Here is a 13246-nt window from a genome sequence, read left to right on the forward strand (position 1 = left end):
CCCGCACCCCGGCGGAGCGCGCAACTGATTTACCGCAGACCTACCTCGAGGCCATGACCTCGGCGATCGCGGCGATCACCCCGTCGGCGGTGCGGGTCGGCGCGTAGCGCGGCTCGGCCCACCGCCGCCCGCGGTGCAGCCAGACGCTGCGCATCCCCACCCCCGCCGCACCCCCTATGTCGGCCTCGGGGCTGTCGCCGATGAGCCAGGCCCCGCCGAGCCGCATCCGCGCCCGTTCTGCGGCAATGGCGAAAATTCGCGGGTTGGGTTTGCGGACGCCCACATCCTCGGAGATGACCCAGTCCGCGAGGTACCGGTCGAGCCCGGTCTTGCGCAGCTTCTCCTCCTGCTGGCGGGTCTCGCCGTTGGTGACGACGACGGGCACCCAGCCGGCGTCCTCGGCGATCGCCAGCGCGCAGGCGGTCAGCGGGTCGAGCCGGACCCTGCTCATCAGCTCCGCGCGGATCTCCTCGACCAGGTCGATCGCGGCCTCACGCAGCCCGTACCGCTCCCTGATGCCCTCGGCGACGTCCCACGTGGACCCCATCCCGTCGGCGTCGACGGACAGCAGCCAGTCCAGGTCGCACTCGGGCGCACCGAGCCTGCCCAGGAAGTCACCAGCCCATGCGCGGAACGCCCCGGCCCTGTCCAGCAGGGTGTCGTCCAGGGAGAGCAACAACAGGGGCACGCGGGCAGGTTACGTGACCAGAAAGACATCTAACAGATGCTGTTTTCACGAAATCCGCTGGGAATTTGCCCGGCGGGTCGTCCGCAACCGGCACGGGCATGTGCCAAACCGTATGTACGGCTTGCATAATCAGTGCGTGCCCAGGGTTAGTCAGGACCAGCTCGACGCGCGCCGGAAGGAGATCCTCACCGGCGCGCGGACCTGTTTCGCCCGCCACGGCTACGAGGGCGCCACCGTCCGCCGGCTCGAAGAGGAGATCGGCCTGTCCCGCGGCGCGATCTTCCACCACTTCCGGGACAAGGACTCGCTCTTCCTCGCCGTGGCCGAGGACGACGCCGCAACCATGGTAGCCACGGTCGCCGAGCACGGTCTCGTCCAGGTCATGCGGGACCTGCTGGACCGCGCCGCCACCAACGGCGGCGGCGGTGAGCACGAGACCGACGTCGCCGGGTGGCTCGGCAGCCAGCTGGAGGTGTCCCGCCGGCTGCGGACCGACCCCGAGTTCGCGAAGCGGTGGGCGGCCCGCTCCGAGGCGGTCGCCGAGGCGACCCGGGAGCGGCTCCAGCGCCAGCGGGAGGCGGGCGTGCTGCGCGCCGACGTGCCGATCGGGATCCTCGCGCAGTTCCTCGAGCTCGCCTACGACGGCCTGGTGCTGCACCTGGCGACCGGCCGGCCGGTCCAGGATCTGGAGGCCGTCCTCAACCTGGTCGAGGCCGCTGTCCGAAGATCGTGATGACGTCGGTCACAAGGTTTCCTCAAGTGTCCTTCCGGTGACAGGCGCTCCTCGACATCCGGACCCACACTGGCCCCATGAGGACATCGATCGTGGCGGGGCCCGGGGACACCTGGGGCATCGCCGGCCCGGACTTCCTGTGGCTGTATGCCGGGCTCGCCGCACTCGCGATCATCACCGCGTTCATCTGGCGACGCGGTTACCTGCGCGGGCCCTCACTCCGTAGGGCCCGGGACCTGACCCCGACCCAGGCCGCGCTGCTCAACGGCGACCGGCGGCTGGCCGTCTACAGCTCCCTCGCGGCCCTGCGCGCCGCGGGCGCCATCCACAGCGACAGCCGGGGCACGCTCCGGCAGATCGACCGCACGCCGCCCGGCGCCAGCGAGCTCGACCGCACCATCATCGCGGCCACCGGCCGGAGCGTCACCGCCCGCACCGTGCAGAGCGACCCCGCCGTCGTCGACGTGCTCAAGCGCACCGAGGACCAGCTGCGGCTGGCGGGCTGGCTGCTCGACGAGGACCGGCGCCGCGCCGTGCGGATGGCCGCGCTCATCGTCTTCGCGGTCGTCGCGATCGGCGTCGCCCGCGTCGTCGCCGGCATCCTCAACGACCGCCCGATCAGCTTCCTGGTCATGCTGATCGTCCCGGTGGTGCTCATCGCGCTGCTGTTCCTGCGGGTCCCACGGCTGACCACCAACGCCAAGCGGCTGCTGAGCCGGATGCGGATGCAGGCGCTGCACCTGGCGCCGCGGCAGTCGCCGTCCTGGTCGACGTACGGCCCGGAGGCGGCGGCGCTCAGCATCGGGCTCTTCGGCGCCAGTGCGTTCTTCCTCGCCGACCCCGAGTTCGCCGAGGCCGCCGAGCTGCAGCGGCACGTCGCCTCCAGCGGTGGTGGCGACTTCAGCGGCGGCGGCTGGAGCGGCGGCTCCAGCTCCGACTCCGGCTCGTCCAGCAGCTGCTCGTCGAGCTCCAGCTCGTGCGGCGGCGGCTCCAGCTGCGGTGGCGGCGGCGGAGGGTGCGGGGGATGACCACCCCGGCAGCCGGCGCCCCGCCGACCGGCACCACCGCGGCCGGCACCGCGGCCGGCACCGCGGCCGGCACCGCGGCCGGCACCGCGGCCGGCACCGCGGCCGGCACCGCGGCCGGCACCTCCACGGTCGGCATCGGCTGGCGTCCCGAGATCGCGGGCTACGTCGCCGCCCTCCCGGGACTGCGGTTCACCGAGGTCGTGGCGGAGTCCGTACACCTCGCACACCCGCCGGAACTGCTCATGCAGCTCGTCGAGCGCGATGTGCGGGTCGTGCCGCACGGCGTGAAACTGTCGCTGGGCGGGGCCGAGCCGATCGACGACGCCCGCGCCGCGCACCTGTTCCAGTGCGCGCAGCTGCTGCGTTCACCGCTGGTCAGCGAGCACATCGCGTTCGTGCGGGCGGGCGGCGTCGAGGCGGGGCACCTGCTGCCGGTGCCCCGCACCCGGGAGGCGGTCGACGCGGTCGTCGCCAACGTCCGGCGCACCCAGGCCGCGCTCGGCGGCGTCACCCTGGCCCTGGAGCCGATCGCCGCCCTGTTCGACTGGCCCGACCCGGAGCTGACCGAGGCACAGTTCCTCACCGAGATCCTCGACCGGACCGGCTGCGCGCTGCTGCTCGACGTCGCCAACGTCTACGCCAACGCCCGCAACCGCGGCGGGTCGCCGACCGACCTGCTCGACGGGCTGCCCCTCGAACGGATCGCCTATGTGCACGTCGCCGGGGGCGCCGAGCACGACGGCTTCTACCACGACACCCACACCGACGCGACCCCGCCGGAGGTCCTCGACCTGGTCAAGGAGCTGTGCGCGCGGACCACCCCGCCGGCCCTGATGCTCGAACGCGACGGGCACTACCCGCCCGCTGCCGAGCTCACCCGCGAGCTCGACGCGCTCAGCACCGCGGCCGGCCTGCCCCGGATCACGCCGTGACCCTCGCCGAGCGGCAGCGGGCCCTGGTCGACGCGCTCGTCGCCGGCGGTGACGTCCCCGCGGGTTTCGCCGCGGCCGGTGTACTGGCAACGCGCGCCGCCCTGCGCCGCAAACGGGCCGGCGAGGTGGCCCGGGCGTGGCCGTTCCTCGCGGCGTCGTTCGGCGAGCGCTGGTACGCGGCGTTCGGCGCCTGGGCCGACGGCCGCCCGCCGCAGGGCTCGCTGCGCGACGGCTGGGACTTCGCCCGCACCGCCCGGGAGACGCTGCCGCCGCTGGCCCGGGAGGAGCTCGCCGGCCGCGAGGCCGCCTTCACCTACGACGGCGCCGCCGCCCCGGTCCCCCGCAACCGGCTGGCGGCCAAAATCCGCCTTCTACTATCACGGCATGGATCTCGGGCTGCGTGACCGTGTCTACGTCCTGACCGGCGCGTCCCGGGGGCTCGGATACGCCACCGCCGAGGCCCTCGTCCGCGACGGCGCCAGGGTCGTCGTCTCGGGTCGCACCGCCGCCACCGTCGAGACCGCCGTCGCCGCGCTCGGCGAGGACCACGCCGCCGGGGTCACCGGCGACCTCGGCGACCCGGACACCGGCCCGCGGCTCGTCGCGGCCGCCCGGGAGCGCTTCGGCCGGCTCGACGGCGCGCTCGTCTCCGTCGGCGGCCCGCCGCGCGGCACCGCGACCGGCACCGGCGACGACGACTGGGTCGCCGCGTTCCACACCATCTTCCTCGGCACCGTCCGGCTCGCCCGGCTCGTCGCCGAGAGCATCGGCAGCGTCGGGGAGGGTGAGGACGCCGCGATCGGCGTCGTGCTGTCGACGTCGGTCCGCATCCCCCTCGGCGGCCTCGCCATCTCCAACGGGCTGCGCCCCGGGCTCGCCGGGTTCGCCAAGGACCTCGCCACCGAGCTCGGCCCCCGCGGCATCCGGGTCGTGTCGCTGCTGCCCGGCCGGCTCCTCACCGACCGCAACCTGGAGCTGCTGGACACCCCGGCCGCGCAGGCGCAGGCCGCCGCGGTGATCCCGCTGCGCCGGCTCGGCGACCCCGCCGAGTTCGGACGGGTCGCCGCGTTCGTCCTGTCGCCCGCGGCGAGCTACCTGACCGGCATCGCCGTGCCCGTCGACGGCGGCTCGATCAGCGCGTTCTGAAATTCTTGTATCAGCGACCGTCCGGGGCCCCTCTAGTCAGGTGAGACGGCGCTGTCATCAGTCGGGCGGCGCCCCGCGGGGACGGAGAGCCACCATGCAGTTACGCTGCCGACGGATGACGGGGGACGCGCAGGCCGACCTCGGCGACGACAACGGCACCCCACCGTCGACACCCTGGCTGCCCTCGGCGGCCGTGCTGCGCCGCCACGGCGCCCGCGTCCTGGAGCCCGGCGACGGCGCGTCCGCGCCCACGGTCTACCGCGCCGGCGTCCTGCTGTCGACCGAGCCGGCGGCGGAGCAGCCCTCGACCCTCGAGCACTGCAACCGGACCCTGGCCGCGACCGGTATGCGCCTCGCGGCCTCCTCACACCACGACCACGACCACGACGGCGGGCACGGGCCGGACGGGCCGGTCCGGGAGCGGGCCGTGCGGCGGCGGGTGCGGGCCGTGCAGCTCGTCGCGGCGCACGGTGCCGACCCCGAGTCCGTCGACGCCTGGGCCGCGCTGAAGGCGCTGCGGGCCGGTGGCCACGGCGCGCACCTGTCCCTCGACCACCTGCTCTTCGGTGCCTCCATCGGTGGGGTACCGATGACTGAGGGCTCCCCCATGACCGAGGGCTCCCCGATGACGGAAGGCTCTCCCATGACGGAGGGCTCGCCGATGACCGAAGGCTCCCCGATGACCGAGGGCTCCCCCATGACGGAGGGGTCCCCGATGACCGAGGGCAGCGCCTGGCGCTTCGCCGGTGGCGCCGGACGCCAGCCGGTCGACCTGGTCCTCCAGCCGCCCCGCCGGCGCACCGCCGCCGAGCTCGGCGACCGCCGCCCCGTCGTGGCGATCCTCGACACCGGCATCTCCCCGCACGAGTGGCTCGACGTCCCCGCCCCGGCCGGCTCGGCGCTGCCCACGGACGGGTTCACCGCCGTCGACGCCGAGCTGCAGGCCACGATCCTCGCCGCGCAGGAGCAGCTCATCGCCGCCGGCCACCAGCTGCAGCGGCTCCGCGACGCGTGGGAGCGGCAGATCCGCACCGGCTCCGTCGCCGGCGAGCTCGGCAGCCACACCGGCCACGGCACGTTCATCGGCGGCCTCGTGCGCCAGGTCGCCCCCGACGCGACCGTCCTGCAGATCCGAGTCATGCACAGCGACGGCGTCGTCTACGAAAGCGACCTGCTCATCGCCCTCGACCGGCTCGCCGACCAGGTCGAGGCCGCACAGGCCGGCACCGGCGGCGCCATGGTCGACGTCGTGTGCCTGTCACTGGGCTACTACCTGGAGAGCGCGGCGGACACCACGTACACCATCCGCCTCCAGGAACACGTGGACCGGCTCCTCGCCGCGGGGGTCGTCGTGGTCGCGGCCGCCGGCAACCACGCCACGTCCCGCGAGTTCTACCCCGCGGCCCTGCCCTGCGACGGGGAGCTGCCGGTGATGAGCGTCGGGGCGTTCCAGCCCAACGACGCCAAGGCCATGTTCAGCAACGACGGCCCGTGGGTCCGCTACTGGGCACCCGGTTCGGCGCTGGTCAGCACGTATCCGAAGATCCAGGGCAGCCGCGGCGCCGCCTACGCGACCCCGGCCGGCAACGCCGGCGGCCGCCCCGCACGCCGCGAGACCCTCGACGCCGACGACTACACCCGCGGGTTCGCCTCGTGGAGCGGCAGCTCGTTCGCCGCCGGTCTGGGCGCCGCCGAGGTCGCCGCGCTGCTGCTGGCCAACGCGGCCGACGACCCGCAGCTGCGCCTCGACCAGATCGACGCGAAGTCCACCGTGCAACGGGCGCTGCGGGCACTCGACGGGTTCCCGGGGTAGGGCCCGATGAACGACGACACCCTCCTCGCCGACCTGCGCCGCATCGCCGGCCTGGTCGACCCCGTCCCCGCCGACCTGCTCTTCTCCCTCAGCGTCACCGGCTTCGACATCGAGGTCTGCCGTCCCGTCCCGCAACCCCCCGCCGGCGTGCTGGCGGGGGTCCGCGGCGACGAGGAGACGACCCGGGCCACGTTCGAGTCCGCCAGCCTCACGATCATGGTCGAGTGGACCGCCGCCGCGGGCGGCACCGTCCGCCTCGACGGCTGGCTCGCCCCACCGGCCGCGTGCCGCATCGAGCTGCGCACCGTCGACGGCCCGCAGACGATGGACACCGACGAGGGCGGCCGCTTCGCCGCGCAGCGCGTGACCCGGGGCGAGGTCCAGATCCGCGTCCACCCGACGACCGACCAAGAGGCCGATGGCGTCCGGACGGTGGTGACGCCATCGTTCGTGGTGTAGCCATCGTTCGTGGTGTAGCCGAGGAACCGACCAGCACGGTCGACCCGCGCGATCCCGCGCGGGCTACAGGCATGTCCGGCGACCGCCTGACGGCCCGCGCGGCGCGGCTGCACCGGTCCGCGGTGCGTGCCGGCACCACCGGTCGGCCCGCGACCGCCGCGAGACGCGCCACCGAGGCGCTGCGCCTGCTCGGCTGGCCCGGCGGCGAGCCCTCCGCCCTCGCCCGGCCTCGCCGCGCGGCTCCTGCTGACCCTCGCCCACGCCGAGGCCGAGCAGGGCCGCACCGACCTCGGCCTGGAACTGCTCGACCGCGCCGAGTCCTTCGCCGACCTCACCGACGTCGGCACCGTCCTGCAGCAACGCGGCCTGCTCCTGCTCCGCGTCGGCGAGATCGACGCCGCCCTGAAGCTCCTCGACGCCGCCGTGCCCGTCCTGCAGGAGCACGGCGAACCCGCCGTCCTCGCCCGCACCCTGCTCAACCGCGGCGTCGTGCACCTCACCGCCGGCCGGGTCCGCCTCGCCCGCGCCGACCTGCGCCTCTGCCGCGACCTCGCCGTCGCCCACGGCCTGGACCTGCTCGCCGCCAAGGCCGAGCACAACCTCGGCTACTGCGCTCTCGCCGGCGGCGACGTGCCCGCCGCGCTGCAGACGTTCGACACCGCGGCCGACGCGCTGCGCCGCCTCGGCGCCGACGGCTTCCTCGCCATCTCCATGCTCGACCGGGGCCGCGCCCTGCTGGTCGCCGGCCTGGACACCGCCGCCGCGGAGGAACTCGACCAGGCCATCGAACTGCTGAAACGCCACCGCCTCAACCAGGACCTCGGCGAGGCCGAACTGGCCCGCGCCCAGGCCTCCCTCGGCAGCGGCGACCTGGTGGCGGCGGCACTGTGGAGCGCCCGCGCCAGGGCCCGCTTCACCCGCCGCCGCAACCGCGCCTGGGCCGCTCTGGCGGCGTCGCTCCAGGTCCGCGTCGACCTCGCCGCCGCCGCGAGAACCCAGCCACAGCTGCCGGCCGCCACCCCTGCACCGCCCGCGCCGCCCACTCCCGCGCCGCCCACTCCCGCGCCATCCACTCCCGCGCCATCCACTCCCGCCGCGCCCGCTCTTGCGTCGCCCACTCTCGTGCCGTCCCCTGCTGCGCCATCCACACCCGCGCCGCCCACACCCGCGCCGCCCACACCCGCGCCGCCCACACCCGCGCCGTTCCCTGCCGCGCCATCCACCCCCGCGTTGCCCGCTCTTGCGCCATCCCCTGCCGCGCCATCCACCCCCGCGTCGCCCGCTCTTGCGCCGTCTACTCCTGCCCTATCCACTCCCGCATCGCCCGCTCTTGCACCGCCTGCTCTCGCGCCGCTCACCGCTGCACCGCCCACCGCAATGCCGCACGCCGCAGCGCCGCCCGCTGCTGCTGAAGAGGCGCGGCGCAAGCTGCTCGCCGTTGCGCGACGGGCCAATCGCCTCGCCGCGACGCTGCGGCAACTCGGCCTGCGCCACGACGCCGGCAGCGCCGAGCTCCTCGCCCTGCGGGCCAGGGTCGCCGCCGGTGACACCCCCACCGCCGAGCAGCGCGTCGCCGCGCGCCGGGTGCTGCCCGCCGACGTCCCCCTCGACACGCACCTGCTGCGCCGGCTCACTCGCGCCGAGCTGCACCGCGCCGACGGCCGCCCGCGCTCCGCCCTCGACGAGCTGCACAAGGGGCTCGCCACGCTGCAGGAGCACCGGCGCCGGTTCGGCAGCCTGGAGCTGCAGAGCAGCGTCGCCGCGCTCGGAGCGGACCTCGGCGCGTACGGGCTGGACATCTCCTGGTCGCTCGGGCCGCCGAGCCTCGTCTTCAACTGGTCGGAACGCTCCCGTGCCCAGTCGTTCCGGATCCGCTCGGTGCTGCCGCCGCAGGACCCGCAGGTCGCCGAGGCCATCGCGGAGCTGCGCCAGCTGCGCCGGGCGGTCCGCCTCGCCGAGCTCGAAGGCCGGCCCGAACCCCTGCTGCGGGCCCGCTGCGCCGAGCTGGAACAGGCCATCCGCCGGCAGGGCTGGTGGGCCGGCGACACCGAGGACGGCCACGCCGCCACCGCCGACCCCGAGATCCTGGACCGGGTCCTGGCAGAACTCGCCCGCACCGGCCGCTGCATGGTCAGCTATCTCGTCCGCCGCGACCGGCTGCACGCCCTCATCCTCGCCGACGGCACGATCACGTCGGTCGAGCTCGGCGCGTACGCCCCCGTCGCCGAGTCCGTCCGCCGCCTGCTCAGCGACCTCGACACCGCCGCCGACCGGCGCCTGCCCCCGAAACTTGCGGCGGTGGTGCGCGCCAGCGCCGACCGGCAGGCCACAACACTCGATCAGGCGTTGATCGCTCCGGTACACGCAGCGCTCGCCACCCATGACGTCGTCCTCGTGCCGACCAGACAGCTCGCCGTCCTGCCCTGGGGTCTCCTGCCCGGCCTGCGAGGACGCCCCGTGACGGTGGCGCCGTCGGCTTCCGTGTGGCTCGCCGCCCGTACCGTGGAACGCGCCGCAGACAAGGGCGAGCCGACGGGTGCACCGCTGCTCGTCGCGGGCCCCGACCTCGTGCACGCCGACGCGGAGATCGACGCGATCGCCGCGCTGTATCCGCGCGGCCGGGTGCTGCGCGGCGCCGCCGCGACCGCGACCAGCGTCCTGGCCGGCATGGACGCCGCACCCGTCGTCCACGTCGCCGCACACGGCTACCACGACACGCAGAACGTCCTGTTCTCCCGGCTGGAACTCGGCGACGGCCCGCTCCTGGCGTACGAGCTGCAACGCCTCGGCACCGCCCCCGGCCAGGTCGTGCTGTCCGCCTGCGACGTCGGCCGCGCCGTCGTGCGCGCCGGCGACGAACTCGTCGGCTTCACCGCCGCCCTGCTGCACGCCGGCACCGCCAACGTCGTGGCCAGTGTCGCCCGGATCCCCGACGAACTAGGCCCCAAGGTCATGACGCACTACCACCGCGCCGTCGCCGCCGGCATCTCCCCCGCCCGCGCCCTGGCCGACCTGCCGGAGGCCACCCCGTTCGTCTGCTTCGGCGCCGGCTGAACCTAACCGCCTCCCCGTGACGCCTTCACTACAGAAGGTTCCATCGTTTCGACGTGTTCACGGGGGACACCATGAAACTCGCACTCTGCGTCGGCATCAACGACTACCCGGGCGTCTCCAACGACCTGTACGGCTGCCGCAACGACGCCGCCGACTGGACCGACGCCCTGACCGCCCGCGGCTTCGACGTCCGCACCCTGCTCGACAGCGCCGCATCCGGCGCCGCGATCCGCACCGGCATCGCCGACCTGCTGTCGCGCACCTCCTCCGGCGACGCGGTCGTCATCACGTACTCCGGGCACGGCACCTGGGTCCCCGACCTCGACGGCGACGAGCCCGACCACCGCGACGAGGCCATCTGCCCGCACGACATCGCCGCCAACGGCCCACTGCTGGACGACGAGCTGTCGGCCCTGTTCAGCGCGGCCGCTCCCGGCGTACGCACGGTGCTCATCTCCGACTCGTGCCACTCGGGAACCCTGACCCGCCTGAGCCGCCCCCTGGGCGACAGCCGCTGCTCGAGCCGCTTCCTGGCCCCGTCAACGTTCCTGCCCGCCCGCTCTTCCGACCACGTTTCCGCCCGCTTCTCCGATCGCGGCACGCTCCGGGCCCGCCCCCGCTCCGCCGCGCTGCTGCTGTCGGCATGCCGCGACACCGAGTACTCCTACGACGCCACCTTCGCCGGCCGCCCCAACGGCGCGTTCACATACGTGGCGCTGACCGCCCTCGCAGACCTGCCACCCGCCGCAACGTACCGCGACTGGCTCAGGGCGATCCGAGCACAACTGCCGAGCCAGAACTACCCGCAGACCCCCGCCCTGCAGGCCAGCGCCGCCCAGCTCGCCTGGCCCCTGCTCGCCTGACCACCACCCCCGCGCATTCCCAAAGAACCAATCGACAATCACCCATCAACAAACACCCCCGCATACATCACATTGACCCGCATCAACGCAACCCCACCACGGCGACGACACCTATCGATCCGCCCGCACCGAGTGCCCGGACACGCCGAGACACGCCCAACAATGCCCATCACCACCGATTTGCACACCCCACCCCCACCGCCTATCCCAGCCTCGCAGGGATGCCTCACAGCACCCCACCAGGCGATCTTGCACGGAGATCGAAGCCGCCCCATGGCCGCCCGAACAACCGGGACCATCCTTCGATCACGCACCGGGGCGGCAAGTCGCCGCCCGGACGGTGACCGCGCCGCCCGAGGCGGCACGGACCCATGATCGAAGTCGTCCCATGGCCGCCTGGACGACCAGCGCCGTCCTTCGATCACGGGCGAGCACGAAAGATCGCCGTCCGGCGCGTGGTACCTCTCGGTCCAGTCATCGATTCCGATCGTTTCTCGTGATCACGGGGACCCGCAAAGAGCCCAATCTGGACATCGACGACAAGCACGCCAGTCACGCGGCGCGGGCCTAGGCATACACTTCGAGGCGCGAAGCACACGCGACCTTGACCTGTCGTCGGTCGCTCTTGGTTTTCTGACCAGCGACGGTGTTGTAGCACCGAATGACGCGCCCGACGGCGCTGGATCATGTGAGCGCGGACCTGGCTTGGCATCACCGCAAGGCGGCACGGACGGCGACCGCGCTACCCGTTCGCGCCGCCGCAGGCTGCGCGGAACCACAAAGGCCGCAGCCGTGCTGGATCTTTTATTACGGGCATGACAAACCCGCACGCGAACAGCAACGCAAGGCAACCAGCGCATCGGCGGACCCAGTCGCGCCGCGCATGGATGGACAGCTGGCGCACCACCCGCCCGGAGCAAACCTGCACGACGCAAGCGCCCGTGCTCGTGGACTTGTGAATGCCGTGGACGGCGACGCGGACCAGGTCTGTATCGCGGACGCCGACAGGCAGTGCATGACCCGTGAGTGGCGCAGGAGGCATGGCGCCGGACGCCAACACCCCCGGCGAACTGGCAGAACAACGGACAGGCCAGCTGATCAGTGTGTCGGCCAGCAGGTCGAGCCGGGCGTCCCGGCTGTTCGGCGCGACAGGTCAGCGGTGCACCAACGGACCGGCGTGTAAGCCGACGCACCAGTTGTGGAATCTGCAGAAACAGCGGGCCGGCCGCAGAGCGGCGGATAACCGACGACCTCAGGATGAATCGGCAGAAGGCGGGCTGTTGCAGGAGCGCCGACAGGCCCAGGGGCGCAAACCTTGCAGAATCCGACGGAGTCGACCGCAGAACGGTGGCCAGGCCAGCGACCCACAGGCTCGGACCTGGCAGAACCGACCGGGCGGCTGCGCAACCCGCGAGAGAACAGCGGGCCGGCCGCAGAGCAGGAGAGCGGCGGTCGGACGCAGGGGGCGGCCGGCCACAGAACCCGGCGGGCCGGACGCGGAACGGCAGAGCGGCAGGCCGGACGTAGAGCAGCAGTTGGCGGGTCGGCCGCAGAGCGGTGAGTCGGACGCATGGCGGTGGGCCGGGCACGGAACCCAGCGGGCCGGACGCCGACCGGCAGAGCGGGGGGCCGGACGTAGGGCGGCGGGCCGGGCACAAACCCGGCGGGCTGGACGCAGAGCGGCAGAGCAGCGGTCGAACGCAGAGCAAGGGCGGGCGCAGACGGCGGGCCGGACGCGGGGCGGCAAGCCGGGCACAGAACCCGGCGGGCCGGACGCGGAACGGCAGAGCGGCGGGCCGGACGCAGGGCGGCGGGCCGGGCACAGAACCCGGCGGGGCGGGCACAAACCCGGTGGGCCGGACGCGGAACGGCAGAGCAGCGGTCGAACGCAGAGCAGGGGCGGGCGCAGGGCGGCGGGTCGGACGGAGGGCGGCAGGGCGACACAGAACCCGGCGGGCCGGACGTGGAGCGGCGGGGCGGCGGGCCGGGCGCAGGGCAGAGGGCCGACCGCACAAACCGGCAGGCCGAACGCAGAGCAGAGGGCCCGACGCAGCAGCGGGAGAGCAGCAGTCGGGCCAAGAGCAGCCGTCGGGCGAAGAGGAGCAGTCGGCGGGTCGGACGCAGAGCAGCGGGCCGACCGCACAGCGGCTGAGCAGCGGGCGGACGCAGGGCGGCGCGACGGCACAAGGCGCCGAGACGGACACAGAACGGAGGGGTGGACGCAGGACGGCGGAGCGGCAGGGCGGCCCGGATGCAGCAGCGGGAGAGCAGCGGTCGGGCGAAGAGCAGCGGTCGGCGGATCGGGCCCAGAGCAGCGGGCCGACCGCACAGCGGCTGAGCAGCGGGCGGACGCAGGGCGGCGCGACGGCACAAGGCGCCGAGACGGACACAGAACGGAGGGGTGGACGCAGGACGGCGGAGCGGCAGGGCGGCCCGGATGCAGCAGCGGGAGAGCAGCGGTCGGGCGAAGAGCAGCGGTCGGCGGATCGGGCCCAGAGCAGCGGGCCGACCGCACAGCGGCTGAGCAGCG

10 protein-coding genes are annotated in these 13246 nt (G+C 74.0%); 9 read left to right on the forward strand and 1 reads right to left on the reverse strand.

Going from position 1 to position 13246, the window contains the following annotated elements:
- Window positions 1-40 precede the first annotated feature (40 nt).
- Entirely contained in the window at window positions 41-688 is a 648-nt protein-coding gene (locus OHA72_RS62380; protein ID WP_327005441.1) for an HAD family hydrolase, read from the reverse strand.
- Between the two features lie 136 nt (window positions 689-824).
- Between OHA72_RS62380 and OHA72_RS62385 the strand changes: the two genes are divergently transcribed.
- From OHA72_RS62385 to OHA72_RS62425, 9 genes are all read left to right on the forward strand, one after another.
- Window positions 825-1421, forward strand: a complete 597-nt coding sequence (locus tag OHA72_RS62385) for a TetR/AcrR family transcriptional regulator (protein WP_327005442.1) — start codon at window positions 825-827, stop codon at window positions 1419-1421.
- 77 nt (window positions 1422-1498) lie between these two features.
- A complete protein-coding gene (locus OHA72_RS62390; RefSeq protein WP_327005443.1) occupies window positions 1499-2449 on the forward strand; it encodes a TIGR04222 domain-containing membrane protein in 951 nt (316 codons plus the stop codon).
- The gene (locus OHA72_RS62395) at window positions 2446-3381 is read left to right on the forward strand and encodes an MbnB/TglH/ChrH family RiPP precursor modification enzyme (protein ID WP_327005444.1); all 936 of its coding nucleotides are present in this window, start codon (window positions 2446-2448) and stop codon (window positions 3379-3381) included. The genes OHA72_RS62390 and OHA72_RS62395 overlap by 4 nt, the downstream gene beginning before the upstream one ends.
- Complete coding sequence (locus OHA72_RS62400; RefSeq protein WP_327005445.1) at window positions 3378-3785, forward strand: SCO6045 C-terminal-like domain-containing protein; 408 nt, start codon at window positions 3378-3380, stop codon at window positions 3783-3785. Before OHA72_RS62395 ends, OHA72_RS62400 begins: the two co-directional genes overlap by 4 nt.
- Window positions 3766-4527, forward strand: coding sequence for an SDR family oxidoreductase (locus OHA72_RS62405; protein ID WP_327005446.1), 762 nt, complete (start codon window positions 3766-3768; stop codon window positions 4525-4527). The genes OHA72_RS62400 and OHA72_RS62405 overlap by 20 nt, the downstream gene beginning before the upstream one ends.
- A 115-nt stretch (window positions 4528-4642) precedes the next feature.
- A complete protein-coding gene (locus OHA72_RS62410; protein ID WP_327005447.1) occupies window positions 4643-6340 on the forward strand; it encodes a S8 family serine peptidase in 1698 nt (565 codons plus the stop codon).
- 6 nt (window positions 6341-6346) lie between these two features.
- Window positions 6347-6799 (forward strand): hypothetical protein, encoded by a 453-nt coding sequence (locus OHA72_RS62415; RefSeq protein WP_327005448.1) that lies wholly within the window; start codon window positions 6347-6349, stop codon window positions 6797-6799.
- 126 nt (window positions 6800-6925) lie between these two features.
- Window positions 6926-9853: a CHAT domain-containing protein gene (locus OHA72_RS62420; RefSeq protein ID WP_327005449.1), complete on the forward strand. Its 2928-nt coding sequence runs from the start codon at window positions 6926-6928 to the stop codon at window positions 9851-9853.
- Window positions 9854-9924: 71 nt separating this feature from the next.
- Entirely contained in the window at window positions 9925-10716 is a 792-nt protein-coding gene (locus tag OHA72_RS62425; protein WP_327005450.1) for a caspase family protein, read from the forward strand.
- The last annotated feature ends 2530 nt before the right edge of the window (window positions 10717-13246 follow it).

It is taken from the genome of Dactylosporangium sp. NBC_01737, assembly GCF_035963215.1.
Taxonomy (GTDB): Bacteria; Actinomycetota; Actinomycetes; order Mycobacteriales; family Micromonosporaceae; genus Dactylosporangium.

What these genes read in the sequence shown, in the direction of transcription:
- OHA72_RS62415 (WP_327005448.1), top strand. Translation starts at nt 6,347, where the DNA reads ATGAACGACGACACCCTCCTCGCCGACCTGCGCCGCATCGCCGGCCTG.
- OHA72_RS62410 (WP_327005447.1), top strand. Translation starts at nt 4,643, where the DNA reads ATGACGGGGGACGCGCAGGCCGACCTCGGCGACGACAACGGCACCCCA.
- OHA72_RS62405 (WP_327005446.1), top strand. Translation starts at nt 3,766, where the DNA reads ATGGATCTCGGGCTGCGTGACCGTGTCTACGTCCTGACCGGCGCGTCC.
- OHA72_RS62395 (WP_327005444.1), top strand. Translation starts at nt 2,446, where the DNA reads ATGACCACCCCGGCAGCCGGCGCCCCGCCGACCGGCACCACCGCGGCC.
- OHA72_RS62425 (WP_327005450.1), top strand. Translation starts at nt 9,925, where the DNA reads ATGAAACTCGCACTCTGCGTCGGCATCAACGACTACCCGGGCGTCTCC.
- OHA72_RS62390 (WP_327005443.1), top strand. Translation starts at nt 1,499, where the DNA reads ATGAGGACATCGATCGTGGCGGGGCCCGGGGACACCTGGGGCATCGCC.